The 14,411-nt window shown below is 74.7% G+C and carries 16 protein-coding genes; 11 read left to right on the top strand and 5 right to left on the bottom strand.

Annotated features, from left to right (window positions below; translation table 11 throughout):
- Window positions 1-426, top strand: a 426-nt coding sequence (locus tag AB0F82_RS24600) for a Gfo/Idh/MocA family protein (protein WP_436842144.1), incomplete at its 5' end; no start/stop codon positions are given.
- Between the two features lie 389 nt (window positions 427-815).
- On the opposite strand, the gene AB0F82_RS24595 is transcribed toward AB0F82_RS24600, so the two are convergent.
- Together AB0F82_RS24595 and AB0F82_RS24590 are read right to left on the bottom strand one after the other, a co-directional pair.
- Window positions 816-2,273 carry a PLP-dependent aminotransferase family protein gene (locus AB0F82_RS24595; RefSeq protein WP_436842143.1) on the bottom strand — a complete coding sequence of 486 codons (1,458 nt, stop codon included), beginning with the start codon at window positions 2,271-2,273 and terminating at the stop codon, window positions 816-818.
- Complete coding sequence (locus AB0F82_RS24590; RefSeq protein WP_362631286.1) at window positions 2,270-2,761, bottom strand: MarR family transcriptional regulator; 492 nt, start codon at window positions 2,759-2,761, stop codon at window positions 2,270-2,272. The genes AB0F82_RS24595 and AB0F82_RS24590 overlap by 4 nt, the downstream gene beginning before the upstream one ends.
- Before the next feature lie 63 nt (window positions 2,762-2,824).
- Between AB0F82_RS24590 and AB0F82_RS24585 the strand changes: the two genes are divergently transcribed.
- Window positions 2,825-3,688: an alpha/beta fold hydrolase gene (locus tag AB0F82_RS24585; protein WP_362631284.1), complete on the top strand. Its 864-nt coding sequence runs from the start codon at window positions 2,825-2,827 to the stop codon at window positions 3,686-3,688.
- Between the two features lie 51 nt (window positions 3,689-3,739).
- Window positions 3,740-4,570 (top strand): class I SAM-dependent methyltransferase, encoded by an 831-nt coding sequence (locus AB0F82_RS24580; RefSeq protein ID WP_362631282.1) that lies wholly within the window; start codon window positions 3,740-3,742, stop codon window positions 4,568-4,570.
- Here the strand turns inward: AB0F82_RS24580 and AB0F82_RS24575 are convergent.
- Complete coding sequence (locus AB0F82_RS24575) at window positions 4,567-4,938, bottom strand: ArsC/Spx/MgsR family protein (RefSeq protein WP_362631280.1); 372 nt, start codon at window positions 4,936-4,938, stop codon at window positions 4,567-4,569. The genes AB0F82_RS24580 and AB0F82_RS24575 overlap by 4 nt on opposite strands.
- Before the next feature lie 107 nt (window positions 4,939-5,045).
- On the opposite strand from AB0F82_RS24575, the gene AB0F82_RS24570 reads away from it, so the two are divergent.
- Entirely contained in the window at window positions 5,046-5,297 is a 252-nt protein-coding gene (locus AB0F82_RS24570; protein ID WP_356812174.1) for a hypothetical protein, read from the top strand.
- A 74-nt stretch (window positions 5,298-5,371) separates the two neighbouring features.
- Here the strand turns inward: AB0F82_RS24570 and AB0F82_RS24565 are convergent, their stop codons facing one another.
- Window positions 5,372-6,454, bottom strand: a complete 1,083-nt coding sequence (locus AB0F82_RS24565; RefSeq protein ID WP_362631278.1) for a PP2C family protein-serine/threonine phosphatase — start codon at window positions 6,452-6,454, stop codon at window positions 5,372-5,374.
- 176 nt (window positions 6,455-6,630) lie between these two features.
- Between AB0F82_RS24565 and AB0F82_RS24560 the strand changes: the two genes are divergently transcribed.
- The 3 genes from AB0F82_RS24560 (at window position 6,631) to AB0F82_RS24550 (ending at window position 9,731) form a co-directional block, all read left to right on the top strand.
- Complete coding sequence (locus tag AB0F82_RS24560) at window positions 6,631-7,302, top strand: VIT1/CCC1 transporter family protein (protein WP_362631303.1); 672 nt, start codon at window positions 6,631-6,633, stop codon at window positions 7,300-7,302.
- A gap of 113 nt (window positions 7,303-7,415) precedes the next feature.
- Window positions 7,416-8,306 carry a TIGR01777 family oxidoreductase gene (locus AB0F82_RS24555; protein WP_362631277.1) on the top strand — a complete coding sequence of 297 codons (891 nt, stop codon included), beginning with the start codon at window positions 7,416-7,418 and terminating at the stop codon, window positions 8,304-8,306.
- Window positions 8,307-8,459: 153 nt separating this feature from the next.
- The gene (locus AB0F82_RS24550; RefSeq protein ID WP_362631275.1) at window positions 8,460-9,731 is read left to right on the top strand and encodes an NAD(P)/FAD-dependent oxidoreductase; all 1,272 of its coding nucleotides are present in this window, start codon (window positions 8,460-8,462) and stop codon (window positions 9,729-9,731) included.
- 168 nt (window positions 9,732-9,899) lie between these two features.
- Here AB0F82_RS24550 and AB0F82_RS24545 read toward each other — a convergent pair whose 3' ends face one another.
- On the bottom strand, window positions 9,900-11,339 hold the full coding sequence (locus AB0F82_RS24545) for a regulator (protein ID WP_362631273.1): 1,440 nt from the start codon (window positions 11,337-11,339) through the stop codon (window positions 9,900-9,902).
- 172 nt (window positions 11,340-11,511) lie between these two features.
- Here AB0F82_RS24545 and AB0F82_RS24540 point away from each other — a divergent pair, with 172 nt between their 5' ends.
- The 4 genes from AB0F82_RS24540 (at window position 11,512) to AB0F82_RS24525 (ending at window position 14,402) form a co-directional block, all read left to right on the top strand.
- The gene (locus tag AB0F82_RS24540) at window positions 11,512-11,808 is read left to right on the top strand and encodes a hypothetical protein (RefSeq protein WP_362631271.1); all 297 of its coding nucleotides are present in this window, start codon (window positions 11,512-11,514) and stop codon (window positions 11,806-11,808) included.
- A gap of 76 nt (window positions 11,809-11,884) precedes the next feature.
- Window positions 11,885-12,676: a lipoyl(octanoyl) transferase LipB gene (lipB, locus tag AB0F82_RS24535; RefSeq protein ID WP_356812180.1), complete on the top strand. Its 792-nt coding sequence runs from the start codon at window positions 11,885-11,887 to the stop codon at window positions 12,674-12,676.
- 130 nt (window positions 12,677-12,806) lie between these two features.
- Window positions 12,807-13,760, top strand: a complete 954-nt coding sequence (lipA, locus tag AB0F82_RS24530) for a lipoyl synthase (RefSeq protein WP_362631269.1) — start codon at window positions 12,807-12,809, stop codon at window positions 13,758-13,760.
- Between the two features lie 444 nt (window positions 13,761-14,204).
- Entirely contained in the window at window positions 14,205-14,402 is a 198-nt protein-coding gene (locus tag AB0F82_RS24525) for an SCO2195 family GlnR-regulated protein (protein WP_030010916.1), read from the top strand.
- The last annotated feature ends 9 nt before the right edge of the window (window positions 14,403-14,411 follow it).

Raw genomic sequence — 14,411 nt, 5'->3', positions numbered from 1 at the left:
CCCGACGGCACGCCCAGCGCCTACGCCGACTCGCCCTGGCGCAAGGCCAAGGGCGGGCTGTGGGACGTCGGGCCGCACGCCCTGTCGGTCCTGATCCCGATCCTCGGGGACGTCACCGGGGTCAGCGCCACCCGCGGCCCCTCCGACGTCGTCCAGCTGGCGCTGCGGCACGCCTCCGGCGCGGCCAGCACCGCCGTACTCAGCCTGGGCGCGCCGAGCGCGGCCGCCGGGGTGGGGCTGGAGCTGCGCGGCACCGAGGGCGTGCACGAACTGCCCGGCTGGAGCGACGTACCGGGTGCCTACGGGCGGGCCCTCGACGCGCTGCTCACCGCCGCCCGGACGGGCGTGCCCGATCCGCGCGGAGCGGAGTTCGGCGCCCGGCTGACGGAGATCCTGGCGCAGGCGGAGGCGCAGCTGCCCGTGTGAGGCCCGGCTCTCCGTGTGAGGCCCGGCCCCCCTGTTTGACGAGGGCGTTGGCGATGATGACGGCGAGGCCGATGGCGGCATCGGCCAGGCCGATCAACAGGGCCGAACCGGGCGGGCAAGCGCCACGACCGAGCCCCAGGCGGACAGCAGGGGCCGTGCGCGAGCACGGCCGTCGCCGCTGTCACGAGCACCCGGCCGGCGTCGTGGTACGGGGTGAAGTCCCCGCCCTTCTGATCGAGCGCGGCCGGCAGACCACTGGCCAGGACCGTCCCGCACACCCCGCCGAGCATCCGGTCGACCCCCCGCCGGGACGGGGGGAACGGGTGCGGGGTGGGGCGAGAGGAAGGCGACCGGCCGGGCCGCCCGCTTCCGGCGTGCCCCCTCCGGCCCTACCGGCCCGCCACCGCTCGGCGGGCCACTTCCGCCAGGGCGTCCAGGGCGCGGCCGAAGGCCGCGTCCGGGGGCGCCGCGTAGCCGACGACGAGGCCCTCACGGGGCGGGGTCGGGTCGGCGGGGTGCCGGTAGGAGGAGAGGCCGTCCAGGGCCAGCCCCAAGGCGCTGGCCGCCGCGAGGGCCCGGGCCTCGCGGCCCGGCGGGAGTTCCACCACGGCGTGCAGTCCGGCCGAGATGCCGGTGACCCGGACCTCCGGGGCGCGGGCGGCCAGTACGGAGACCAGCTGGTCGCGGCGGCCGCGGTAGCGCAGGCGCATCCGCCGCACGTGCCGGTCGTACGCCCCGCAGTCGATGAAGTCGGCGAGGGCCAGCTGGTCCAGCGCGCTCGCCCAGGACTCCCGCAGCCCCTTCGCCGCCAGCACCTGCCCGAGCAGGTGGTCCGGCAGGACCAGCCAGCCCAGGCGGAGCGCGGGGGAGAGGCTCTTGCTGAGCGAGCCCGCGTACACCACGTGCTCCGGGGCCAGGCCCTGCACCGCGCCGACCGGCTTGCGGTCGTAGCGGAATTCTCCGTCGTAGTCGTCCTCCACGATCACGCCGCCGGTGGTACGGGCCCACTCCACGGCGGCGGCGCGCCGGGCGGGCAGCAGGCGGCCCCCGGTCGGGAACTGGTGCGCAGGTGTGAGCAGCAACGTACGGGCCCGGGAGGGGAGTTCCTGGGTCCGGGCGCCGTCCTCGTCGACCGCGACGGGGTGCGGCCGGACCCCGGCGGCGTCGAGGATGCCGTGGTGGAAGGGGAGTCCGTACGCCTCCACGGCCCAGTCCCGGGGGCGCAGGGACGCGAGGAGCCGCAGCCCGTTGGCGAAGCCGGAGCAGATCACGATGTTCTCGGGGCCGGTACGCACGCCCCGCGTCCGGGACAGGTAGCCGGCCAGGGCCCGCCGCAGCTCGGGGCGGCCCCGCGGATCGCCGGGCCCGAAGGCCTCGGTGGGCGCCTCGGCCAGGGCCCGCCGGGCGCTGGTGGCCCAGGGGCCCCGCGGGAAGGAGGCCGGGTCGGGTTTGCCCTGGAGCAGGTCGTGCCGGGGCGGTTCGGGTGGCGGGCCGGCCCCGGTGGCCGGCGCGGGCGGGCTCGCCACCCCCTCCGCGACCCGGGTGCCGGAGCCCTGCCGGGCCGTGAACCAGCCCTCGGCGACCAGTTCGGCGTAGGCGTCGGCGACGGCGTTGCGGGCCAGCCCGAGGTCGGCGGCCAGGGCCCGGTACGGAGGCAGCCGCGTCCCGCCGGCCAGCCGTCCGCTGCGCACGGCGCTGCGCAGGGCCCGGGCTAGGGCGGTGCGCCGGGCACCCTCGGCGGGCAGATCCAGGTGCAGGTCGGACCCGGAGGCGGAGGCGGAGGCGGAATCGGATCCGGGGGCGGAACCGAATCCCGGGGAGCCGGATACGGATTCGGATGCGGTCACGGGCGGGGCTCCGACGCGAAGACGGCATGGGTGGCCGTCAGGAAACGGCGGACGGTGTGCCGTTCGGCGGGGGCGAAGGAGTCCAGCACCTTCAGCACTCCGTCGATCAGCGGCCCGAAGAACTCGCGGCCCAGGCGGATCGCCCCCGGCTCCACCCGCAGCAGGATCCGGCGCCGGTCCTGGTCGTCACGGATCCGGGCCACGTGGCCGAGCCGCTCCAGCCGGTCGATCACGGCGGTGGTGCCGGCCGAGTTGAGGCCGAGCCGGGCGCCGAGCAGGCCCGCCGTGGCCGGCTCGGCCGCGCGGTCCGCGTCCAGCAGGCAGATCAGCGCCCGTACGTCGGTGGGGTGCATGCCGTTGCGGGCCGCGAACTCCGCCTGGCGCAGGCCGAAGTCGACGGTCACCGCCCGCAGCAGGTGCACCAGTTGCAAGTTGTCCGGTTCGCGATCGAGCGGGCCGGGCTCGGCCGGCTCGTGGTTGTCGGGCACATCGCCTCCCCTTTAATATCTCGTTGAGCGAGATTATCGCCTGGCGAGACATTGGAGCAGCCCGTGTCCTCCCCCTCCTACTCCCCTTCTTTCCGCGCCGCCTACGACGAGGTGCTCGGCGGATGGCCCGGCCCCGTCGAGGCCGTCGACCTACCGACTCCCTACGGGGTCACCCGCGTCAACAGCTGCGGCCCGGTCGGCGCCCCGCCGCTGGTTCTGCTGCCGGGCGGCGGGGCCACCTCCGCGGTGTGGGGCGCCTGCGCCGCCGCCGGGGCGGCCGCCACCCACCGGGTGCACGCCGTGGACCTGGTGGGTGAACCGGGACTCGCCGTCCCGGAGCCGGGGCAGGCCCTGCGGACCGCCGAGGACCTGGCCGACTGGCTCGACGCAGTGCTCGACGGGCTCGGCCCGCGCGGACCGGTGACCCTCGGCGGGCACTCGTACGGAGCCTGGATCGCCGCGCACCACGCCGCGCGGCGGCCCGCCCGGCTCGGCCGCCTCGTCCTGCTCGACCCGACCCAGGTCTTCGCGGGACTGCGCCCCGGCTACATCCTGCGCGCCCTGCCCGTGCTACTGCGGCCCACTCCGCGGCGGATCCGCTCCTTCCTCGCCTGGGAGACCCGCGGTGCGGCCCTCGACCCGGCCTGGCTCCGGCTCCAGGACGAGACGGCCCGCTTCCCCACCGCCCGGCCGGTCACCGGTCCGCGCCCGGACCTCGGCCCGCTCGCGGAGCCGCCCGGCGGGCGGTCGGGGATTCGGGTGGACGTCCTCTTCGCCGGGCGGGCGCGCTGCCACGACCCCCTCCGGGCGGCCCGCGCCGCGCGCGGGGCGCTGCCGGGCGCGCGGGTCGAGGTACTGCCCGGGGTCTCGCACCACGCGCTGCCCCTGACGGCCGCCGCCGAGATCGCCCGTCTGCTCGCCGACTAGAGGCCCGCGCGTCAGCGGCGTTTCGACCCGGAGAGTCGCTATTTTCCTGACATGTCCTCCGGCCCGGCCCTCACGGCCCCTTCCGCCACCACCCCGCTCGCGTCCCCCCAGCCGCGCCTGCTGTACGACGCCTGTCCACTTTGCTGCCACGCCGAGATCTCCGTCCTGAGGACCGGGGACTGCTCGCGCCACCCGCTCTACAAGCCCGTCGTCGCACCGGTCATGACCTGGATGCGCTGCGCCGCGTGCGGGCACGTCTTCACCGACGGCTACTTCTCGGACGAGGTCTCGGCCGAGATCTTCTCCGCGACCAACCCGAACCAGCAGCCCGGCGCCGGCTTCGAGCAGAACCGCTACACCTCGGCGCGCATCGTCGAACGCGTCGCGCGCTACGTCTCGGACGGCCGCTGGCTCGACGTCGGCTTCGGCAACGGATCGCTGCTGTTCACCGCCGAGGAGTGGGGCTTCGAGCCGCAGGGCCTCGATCTGCGGCCGTCGACGGCGGAGGGGCTGCGCCGGCTCGGCATCGAAGCGCACTGCGCCGACCTCACGGCGCTCGACGCCCCCGGCCGGTACTCCGTCATCAGCCTGGCCGACGTGCTGGAGCACATGCCGTACCCCGGCGAGGGCCTGGCCGCCGCGCACCGTCTGCTGCGCGACGGCGGCGTGATCTTCGCGTCGATGCCCCACTACGACTGCCCGGTCTGGCGCCTGCTCGACGCCGGCGAGGCCAACCCCTACTGGGGGGAGCTGGAGCACTTCCACAACTTCAGCCGCCGGCGCCTCTACGCGCTGATGGAGGAGCACGGCTTCGAGCCCCTCCACTACGCGGTCAGCGAGCGCTACCGCGCCTGCATGGAAGTCATCGCCCGCCGCGTCTAGGGGGTGCGGGACAGCGCGTCGCGGACGGCCTCTTCGGAGCGGGCGACGACGGCCGTGCCGTCCTCGGCGGTGATGATCGGGCGCTGGATGAGCTTCGGGTGCGCGGCCAGGTGGGCGATCCACCGGGCCCGTGCCCCGTCCGTCGCCTCGCGCGGCAGGTCCCGTACGCCGGTCTCTTCGGCCAGCGGGTCCGACGTGCGGGTGATGTCCCACGGCTCCAGCCCTAGACGGCCCAGCACCTCGCGGATCTCGTCCTCGGACGGCACGTCCTCCAGGTAGCGGCGCACGGTGTACTCGGCGCCCTCCGCGTCGAGCAGGGTGAGCGCGCTGCGGCACTTGGAACAGGCGGGATTGATCCAGATCTCCATGGCCCCGACCCTACCCAGGGCCCGTCTGGCCAGGGTCTTCTGTCAGTGGTCCCCGGTAAAATCGAGGGAGAACGACAGGAAGCCAACTACCGTTTGGGAGGCTGTAGATGGCCACTGCCAGCATCGTCCGGCCCGTCCAGAAGAAGCCGCTGCCGGCGGGCCTGCCCCGCGAGTGGTACGAGAGCCACAACCGCCGTCTGAAGGCGATGCGGCTGGCGATATCCCTGCTCGACTCGGGGACGTATGACGCCAAGCGCGCCACCAACCGGAAGATCCGGACGATGGCCGTCCGGACGGGGATCCACCGGCCGTCCAACGTCACCTGCAAGATGGTGCGCGCTTTCATCAAGGAGTCGTGACGGCTCGTCACCGCATGCCCCGGTCCTGCCCGTGCCCCCGCCCCTGACCACGGGCGGGGGCAGGGCCGGGGTCCTCACGGGCGGCCGTCGGGGGAGAGCAGCAGCAGCGCCACGTCGTCGCCCGGCCCGCCGTTCGTGAAGGTCGACAGGTCCCGCCACACCGCGCCGACCAGGCCCACCGGGTCCCGGGCCAGGACGGGCACCCGGGTCGCCAGGGGGTAGAAGTGCCCCGTCGCGTCCCGGGCCTCGGTCGCGCCGTCGGTGTGCAGCAGGAACTGGTCCCCGGGCAGCACCGGCAGCTCCACCACCTTCGGCGGATCCGGTCCGGCGAGCCCCAGGCCCAGCGGAGGGCCCGGCTCCACCGTCACCTCCTCCACCACCGCCCCGCGCAGCCGCAGCGCCGGCGGATGCCCGCACGACACGAACCGTACGAGGTCCAGCCCCGGCGGGAACTCCATCAGCACCGCCGTCGCGAACAGCTCCGGATGGTCCACATGGGCGTCGGCCGCGTCCGCCAGCAGCCGCCGGTCCAGCCGTAGCGCCACCGCCGCCAGCTCCGCGTCGTCGAGCACGGCCTCGCGGAAGGCCCCGAGCAGCGCCGCCACCGTGGCCACCGCCGCCAGGCCGTGCCCCTGCACGTCCGCGACCAGCGCCCGCACCCCGAACGGCCCCACCCGTACGTCGTACAGGTCGCCCCCCACCAGCGTGCCGCGCTGCGCCGCCCGGTAGAGGCCCGAGCAGCGCACCGCACCCACCCGGTCCGGCACCGGCGGCAGTACCGCCAGCTGGGCCGCCTCCGCCACCGTCCGCACGCTGACCAGCTGTTCGTCCCGGCGCTGGCGGACCCAGGCGATGACCACGCTGAGCACCCCGACGACGGCCACCGTCGCCAGGTCCGCGCCCCGGGCATGGGCGACGCCGATGTCGTGCACCCCCAGCAGCAGCAGGACGATGGCGGCGAAGGCCGCGGTCCCGGCCGCCCCGTAGGCGAACGCGGCCACCGGGGGCAGACCCGCCAGGAAGAACCCCAGCTCCACGTCTGTGGTGAGCGCCTGCGCCAGGACGAGCGCCACCAGAGCCGCCGCGGGCGCGATACGGGCCCAGCGCGGCGGTGGCTCGCCGCGCAGCCGGCCCGGCTCATCGCGTCCGCGTCTCACCCCTCCACCCTGGTACGGGGGCCGGGCCCGCGCACCCCGGAACGGTCCGCCGGGTGGCTCCTGAGGCTGCGGGCCGCGACAGTGGTGGCGTGACGGGAAACGAAGGCCCGGGCAGGGCGCCCGGCCGGGCCCACGTCGAGGCGCACGGCGCCGGTGACGGCGCCGCGAGCGCGCAGATGAGCACGCGGCTGAACTGGCTGCGCGCGGGGGTGCTCGGCGCCAACGACGGGATCATCTCCACCGCGGGCCTGGTGGTCGGTGTGGCCGGGTCCACCACCTCGCGTGCGACGATCCTGGCGGCGGGCGTCGCCGGACTGCTGGCGGGCTCGCTGTCCATGGCGGCGGGGGAGTACGTCTCGGTGAGCTCCCAGCGGGATTCGGAACGGGCCGCCCTCGACATGGAACGCCGGGAGCTGGCCGAGGAGCCGGAGGCGGAGCTCGAGGAGCTCACCGGCCTGCTGGCGGAGCGGGGCCTGAGCCGGGACGTCGCCCGGGAGGCCGCCGAGCAGCTCACGCAGCGGGACGCGCTGCGGGCCCACGCCCGGGTGGAGCTGGGGATCAACCCGGACGAGCTGGCCAACCCGTGGCACGCGGCCTTCGCGAGCCTCGTCGCCTTCACGGTGGGGGCGCTGCTGCCGCTGCTGGCGATCCTCCTGCCGGGGCCGTCGGAGCGGGTGCCGGTGACGGTGGTGGCGGTGCTGGCGGCGCTCACGCTGTGCGGGGTGCTCAGCGCACGGCTGGGCGGGGCGCCGGTGCCGCGGGCCGTCGCCCGCAACGTGGCGGGCGGCGCGCTGGCCATGGCCGTCACCTACGCGGTCGGCACCTGGCTCGGTACGGCCACGACCTGACCGGGCCTCCGCCCCGGATGTGTGACGCCCGCCAGGGCACGCGGTCCGGCGAAGGACGACGACGCGGCCCCGAATCCGCCGAAGCCGGCGCAGCGACCCGGCAGGATGGGGGCATGCGCATCGCAGTCACCGGGTCGACCGGGCTCATCGGCAGTGCTCTCGTGCGGTCCCTGCGGGCCGACGGCCACCAGGTGGTGCGGTTCGTGCGGCGGGAGCCGGCCGGCGCGGACGAGGCGCGGTGGGATCCGGAGCGCGGCCACGTCGACCGGGCCGCCCTGGCCGGCTGCGGCGCCGTCGTGCACCTGGCCGGCGCCGGGATCGGCGACCACCGGTGGACCGCCGCGTACAAGCGGAAGATCCGCGACAGCCGGGTGCTGGGCACGGCCGCGCTGGCGGACGCGCTCGCCGGCCTCGACGAACCGCCCGGCGTCCTGGTCAGCGGCTCCGCCGTCGGCTACTACGGGGACACCGGCGACCGCGTCGTGGACGAGGACGCCCCGGCCGGACACGGCTTCCTGCCCTCCGTCTGCCTGGAGTGGGAGGCCGCCGCCGCCCCGGCCCAGGAGGCCGGGATCCGCACCGCGTTCGCCCGTACCGGACTGGTCGTCGCCAAGGAGGGCGGGGCCTGGGGGCGGATGTTCCCCCTCTTCCGGGCCGGCGTCGGCGGCCGCCTCGGCGACGGCCGACAGTACTGGCCGTTCATCTCCCTCCACGACGAGGTCGCGGCCCTGCGCCACATCATCGACACCCCGGCCCTCAGCGGCCCCGTCAACCTCACCGCTCCCGAACCGCTGACCAACCGCCAGGTCACCGCCGCCATGGCCCGGGTGCTGCGCCGGCCGGCGGTGCTGCCCGTACCGGCCGTGGCCCTGCGCGCCGTGCTCGGGGAGCTCTCCGAGGACGTGCTGGGCGGTCAGCGGGCCCGCCCCACCCGGCTGCTGGGGTCCGGGTTCGTCTTCCGCGACCCCGGCATCGAGCAGGCCATCCGCGCCGCACTCCGATAGTCGGCGTGCGACCGTGTGCGACCGTTCGTGACCCGGATGCGACCGTCGTGCGACCGGAGTTGTCCGTAATACCCCGCCGAACTCGGGTTCCCGCGCAGCCGGTTGAGGGAAGGAGGATCCCCACACAGCCGCGCCGACCTCGGGGAGGGGCACGTGCTCAGCAGCGCACCCAATGCCGCACACCATGCGGACGTCGTCATCGTAGGAGCCGGAGTCTCAGGACTCGCGGCCGCGCACCACCTGATCGCAGCCGGGGTCACGGTCACCGTCCTGGAGGCCGCGGACGACCCCGGCGGGCGGATGGCCACCGAAACGGCCGACGGGTTCCGGCTCGACCGGACGGCCCCATTGCTCAACACCGCGTACGGCGAACTCGAACGCACCCACGCACTGCGCGCCCTGGTCCTGCGCCCCTTCACGCCCGGGGTGCTCGTCCACACCGACGGCAGGCAGTTGCGGGCCGGGTCCCTCACCCCCGCCCGCGCCCTGGCCAGCGGATCCCTCGACCAGGCCCGGCTCAGCGCCGCCCTCGGCAGGCTCGCCACGCTGCCCGAGGACAAGCTGCTCGCCCGGCCCGAACGCACCGCCTCCGCCGCCCTGCGCACCCGCGGCCTGCCGCAGCGCACGCTGAGCGGCGTCCTGCGGCCACTTCTCGCCGCCCTGCTCCGGGACCCGGAACTCACCACCTCCAGCCGGGTCGCCGACCTCGCCCTGCGCACCTTCGCCCGCGGCCGCCTCGCCGTGCCCGAGGGCGGCGCCGCGGCCCTGCCCGACCTGCTCGCCTCCGGGCTGCCGCCCGGCACCGTACGGACCGGCATCAGGGTCCGGTCGGTGGCCACCAACCTGGTCACCACCGAGGAGCACGGCGACTTCCGCTGCCGCTCCGTCCTGCTCGCCACCGGCGCCCGCGCCGCGGCCGAACTCCTGCCCGGCCTGCGCGTGCCCGCGTTCCACGAGGTCACCGTCCTGCACCACGCCACCGCCACCCCCCTGCCCCGGGACGGCTCGCTGATCGTGGACGGGGACCCCCACTGGCCCGTCTCCCACACCGCCGTCATGAGCGCGGTCGACCCGACCCGGGCCCCGGCCGGCCGCAGCCTGGTCGCCACGACCGTGCTCGGCCCGCCCCCGCCCGTGCGCACCGTCGCCTCGCGCCTCGCCCGCCTCTACGACACCCCCACCCGCGAATGGGAGCTGCTGGCCGTCCACCACACCCCGGAGGCCGTCCCCGCCATGCCTCCGCCGCACGACCGGCGCCGCCCGGTCCGGGTACTGGCCGGGCTCTACGTGTGCGGCGACCACCGCGACACCAACACCGTCCAGGGGGCCCTGCACTCGGCCCGCCGCGCCGCCGGCGCGATCCTGCGCGACTTCGGCATCCCGCTCCCGGTCGCCCCGGAGCCCGCACTTCCGGTGGCGGCCTGAGAACCACAGAAGCCACAGGGGCCCGGTCCACCGCCTCGGGACCGGGCCCCTGCCACACCCCCGGGGGTGCCTCGCCGATCAGGCCGGGCTCGCGACGCCCGGCACCGCGCCTCGCCGCGTTGCCCACCGTGCGCCGCTCCCTGATCCGGCCTGATCGACAAGACACCCCTAGGACAGCGCCGCCACCCGGTCCCGGTACGTCCGCACGGCCGCCGCGTCCCGGAACGGCTCCAGCCGCCGCTCGAAGTCCCGTACGTACTCCACCGCCCGCACCGAGCGCATCTCCATCGCCTGCTGCGCCGCCTCCGCACCCAGCGCGCACGCCTGGTCCAGCTCGCCCAGCCCCAGCCGGGCCGTGGCCAGCACCACCCGGCAGAACAGCCGCGACCGCGCGAACCCCGGCGCCCTCAACTGCAGGGACCGCTCCGCGTGCTGCGCCGAGGCCCGGTACTGCTGAAGGTCCCGGTGGCAGTGCCCGAACTCGTCCGCCAGCTCTGCCTCGTCGTACAGGCGCGCCCAGTGCGGTACGTCGTCCCCCTGCCGGGCGGCGCCCAGCGCGCGCTCGGCCCGCACCAGGCAGGCCGTCGCCGCCCGGACCTCGCCGAGGACCGCGTGCCCCCGGGCCTCCGCCGCGTGCAGCATCGCCTGCACCACCGGCGGCGGGCCGGAGCCGACGCCCTGCTGGGCCACCCGGGCCAGCTGCACCGCCTCCCGGCCGTGCCCGAGGTAGACCGCCTGCCGGCTCATGGTCACCAGCACGTACGAGCCGTAGGGGCGGTCCCCGGCCGCCTGCGCCAGCCGCAGGGCCTGCACGAAGTACCGCTGGGCGAGCCCGTGCGCGGCGATGTCGTACGAGGTCCAGCCCGCGAGCCGGGTCAGGTCCGCGGCGGCCGCGAACAGCCGCCGCCCCGTGGTCTCGCCGTAGGTGCCCCGGAGCATGGGCTCGGCCTCGTGCTCCAGGTACCGCACGAGCGCCTGGCGGGCGTGCCCGCCGCCGTAGACCTGGTCCAGGGTCCGGAAGAGCTCGCTCACCGATCTCAGCGCGGCGATGTCGCCGGCCGTCACGCGCTGCCCGGGGCCGCGGTCGATCTGGCGCTGCCGCGGCACCGTGGCCCGGCCCTGGAGCGGGATGCGGGCGGCCGCCGGCTCCGCGCCCCGGGCCACGCGCTCGTCGGGCCGCCCGATCAGCCAGTCCCGGCTGGGCACGACCAGGCCGGCCGGGGTGAAGGCGATCTTCCGGAGCTCGGCGTGGGAGCCGGAGTCCTTGCGCCACAGGCCGCTCGCGATGTCCACGGCCTCCTCGGGGGTGGCCGCGAACTCCAGCCCCGCGTACACCGGGGCGCAGGCGTCGAGACCCAGGTCCTGTGCGGAGAGCCGGCGGCCCAGGCGCCGGGTGAAGACCTCGGCGATCAGCGCCGGGGTGGTCCCGCGGGGTTGCTGGCCGCGCAGCCAGCGGGTCACGGACGTCTTGTCGTACCGCAGGTCGAGACCGTGTTCCAGACCGAGCTGGTCGACGCGGCGGGCGAGCCCGGCGTTGGAGAACCCGGCTTCCGCGATCAGCGCCGCGAGCTGCCGGTTGGGGACACGCTGGGCAGGTCGTTCCGTCATCGGCTCCACGGTTTCCTGACGTGACGGACCGGAGTCCCGGCCCTTGAACGGCGTGAATGTAGCGGCGAACTCCGCTCATGCCGCCCTCTCTGCCCCACATTCATCCGATCGTGTGCAGAATCGGTAGGGCTCTTTACGGACTCGACTCCTCCGCCCGCGTACGCTGCGGGCCATGACCCGCCGGCACCACCGGTCGCACCTGCCCGAGGAGCGACCCGAATCCACCGCTCCGCTGCCTCCGCCCGAGCTCACGGAGGCCGAGTGCCGGCGCTGCGGCACCTACATCGCGGGGCTCGACGGGCGCTACGCGTGCGGCGTGTGCGGCTGGGTGAACGACCACTCGGAGGGCCACCGGCGGCTGCCGCGCGCGGACGAGGACCCCGACCGCCCGCCGAAGGGCCGCCGCCGGCCGAAGCAGCTGCCGTGGCGCATCCCGGAGCCGGGGCCGGGGCCGGACGCGGGGCCCTGAAGGGGCCCGTAGGGGCAGCCGTACCCTTGCTCAGTGAAGTGCGTGCACACAGCAGGTTCAATGAGGAGGCGCTGCGGTGGCTGAGCTTGGGTTTGTCCGTCTGGGCTTCGGAGCGGAATCCGTCGAGTACACCGAGGCCTGGGAAGAGCAGCGCAGGGTGCACGCGGCCCGCTTCGCGGACGAGATCGAGGACACCTGCCTGCTGCTGGAGCACCTCCCGGTCTACACGGCGGGCCGGCGCACCGACCCCAGCGAGCGCCCGCTCGACGGCACCCCCGTGGTGGACGTCGACCGCGGCGGCAAGATCACCTGGCACGGCCCGGGCCAGCTGGTCGGCTACCCGATCATGAAGCTGCCCCGCCCAGTGGACGTCGTGGCCCACGTCCGCCGCCTCGAGGAGGCGCTGATCCGCACCGCCGCCGAGTTCGGCCTGGAGACCACCCGGGTCGAGGGCCGCTCCGGCGTCTGGGTGCTCGGCGACCCGACAGAGGACCGCCCGAAGATCGGCGGACTCTCCCTGGAGCTGGACCCCCGCATGCACGACGAGGAGTTCGACCCCCGCCTCAACGGTCCCGAGTACGCCCCCTCCAACGCCGGCCAGCGCCGCGAGGACCGCAAGCTCGCCGCCATCGGCATCCGGGTCGCCAAGGGCGTCACGATGCACGGCTTCGCGCTCAACGTGAACCCGGACAGCACCTGGTTCGACCGGATCATCCCCTGCGGGATCCGGGACGCCGGTGTGACCTCGCTCTCGTACGAACTGGGCCGGGAGATCACCATCGCCGAGGTGCTCCCCGTCGCCGAGCGCCACCTGAAGGACGTACTGGAGCACGCCGAGTTGCGGCCCCGCGAGATCGAGACCGCCTAGCCGTCCGGGAAGCCCCGGGAGCCCCCGGGAATGAGTCCGGCCGCTCGCAGGTTGGGCGACGTAAGAGCGTACGAAATTACGGGCGTACCCTGGTGGGCGCCCGAACAATCGAAGTCACAGGGAGCCGGTCGTGTCCGCAGTCGCACCCGACGGACGCAAGATGCTGCGCCTGGAGGTCCGGAATGCCCAGACCCCCATCGAGCGCAAGCCCGAGTGGATCAAGACCCGGGCGAAGATGGGCCCCGAGTACACCAAGATGCAGGCCCTGGTGAAGGGCGAAGGACTGCACACGGTGTGCCAGGAGGCCGGCTGTCCCAACATCTACGAATGCTGGGAGGACCGCGAGGCCACCTTCCTCATCGGCGGTGACCAGTGCACCCGGCGCTGTGACTTCTGCCAGATCGACACGGGCAAGCCCGAGGCGCTGGACCGCGACGAACCGCGCCGCGTCGGCGAGTCCGTCGTCACGATGGACCTGAACTACGCCACCATCACCGGCGTCGCGCGCGACGACCTCGCCGACGGCGGTGCCTGGCTGTACGCCGAGACCGTGCGCCAGATCCACGAGCAGACGGCGGGCCGCGAGGCCGGCCACACCAAGGTCGAGCTGCTGGCCCCCGACTTCAACGCGGTGCCGGAGCTGCTGGAGGAGGTCTTCGCCTCCCGCCCCGAGGTCTTCGCGCACAACGTCGAGACGGTGCCGCGGATCTTCAAGCGGATCCGCCCCGGCTTCCGCTACGAGCGCTCGCTCGACGTGATCACCAAGGCCCGCGCCTACGGCCTGGTCACCAAGTCGAACCTGATCCTCGGCATGGGCGAGGAGCGCGAGGAGGTCTCGCAGGCCCTGAAGGACCTGCACGAGGCCGGCTGCGAGCTCATCACCATCACCCAGTACCTGCGGCCCTCGCCGCGGCACCACCCCGTCGAGCGCTGGGTGAAGCCGGCCGAGTTCGTGGAGCTGGCGAAGGAGGCCGAGGAGATCGGCTACTCCGGCGTGATGTCCGGCCCGCTCGTCCGCTCGTCGTACCGTGCGGGCCGTCTGTACCAGCAGGCGATGGAGAAGCGCAGCGGAGCCGTAGCGTAGGTTGCGGGCCGCCCGAGGTACGAGGGCGGGCCCGCGGCCGCAGCGGTGGCGAGGCGCAGCTCGACCGAGGGAACGAGAAGCGCAGCGGAGCCGTAGCGTAGGTTGCGGGCCGCCCGAGGTACGAGGGCGGGCCCGCGGCCGCAGCGGTGGCGAGGCGCAGCTCGACCCGAGGGAACGAGCAGTGCGCGACCGCCTGCCGGGCGGCGCGACTGTCCGTGTGAAGTCGCGCACAAAGTGCTACCAACGGGTAATCCCGCACCGACGCGGCCCCTAGGCTCTTTCCTGAGGAAAGAACCCGGCGGGCCGCGTCGGCGTCTGCAACGTGTCCATCACATTTGACCGACCGGTCATGCCCTGGTAACACCAGTCAGTGACGCTTGGTCCACGCACCGTACACACCGCCCACCTCGCCCAGACGTGAGCATCGCGAAAGGGATCGACATCATGCAGGCCGCGCCAGTACGCGCAATCGCCATCCCGACGCTCTCCGACGCCTTCCGCGGCATCGAGTCCCTCCTCATGAGCGGGGCCCGCCGCAATGCCTGGACGGCCGTCCTGGAGGACCGCAAGAGGGCCAAGGACCGGGTCGAAACCGAACACGTACTTGAGGCCGCGGCGACCCGGACCCCGCAGGCCACGTAAACTTCGCTG

The sequence above is a fragment of the Streptomyces virginiae genome, assembly GCF_040638905.1.
Taxonomy (GTDB): Bacteria; Actinomycetota; Actinomycetes; order Streptomycetales; family Streptomycetaceae; genus Streptomyces; species Streptomyces virginiae_B.
Note: the sequence above shows the minus strand (reverse complement) of the source record. Positions and strands in the feature narration are given on the sequence as shown.

Bases quoted from the DNA above. Each gene is read 5' to 3' on its own strand.
- AB0F82_RS24580 (WP_362631282.1), top strand. From the start codon at position 3,740: ATGTCCTCCGGCCCGGCCCTCACGGCCCCTTCCGCCACCACCCCGCTC.
- AB0F82_RS24575 (WP_362631280.1), bottom strand. From the start codon at position 4,938: ATGGAGATCTGGATCAATCCCGCCTGTTCCAAGTGCCGCAGCGCGCTC.
- AB0F82_RS24570 (WP_356812174.1), top strand. From the start codon at position 5,046: ATGGCCACTGCCAGCATCGTCCGGCCCGTCCAGAAGAAGCCGCTGCCG.
- AB0F82_RS24560 (WP_362631303.1), top strand. From the start codon at position 6,631: ATGAGCACGCGGCTGAACTGGCTGCGCGCGGGGGTGCTCGGCGCCAAC.
- AB0F82_RS24555 (WP_362631277.1), top strand. From the start codon at position 7,416: ATGCGCATCGCAGTCACCGGGTCGACCGGGCTCATCGGCAGTGCTCTC.
- AB0F82_RS24545 (WP_362631273.1), bottom strand. From the start codon at position 11,339: ATGACGGAACGACCTGCCCAGCGTGTCCCCAACCGGCAGCTCGCGGCG.
- AB0F82_RS24540 (WP_362631271.1), top strand. From the start codon at position 11,512: ATGACCCGCCGGCACCACCGGTCGCACCTGCCCGAGGAGCGACCCGAA.
- AB0F82_RS24525 (WP_030010916.1), top strand. From the start codon at position 14,205: ATGCAGGCCGCGCCAGTACGCGCAATCGCCATCCCGACGCTCTCCGAC.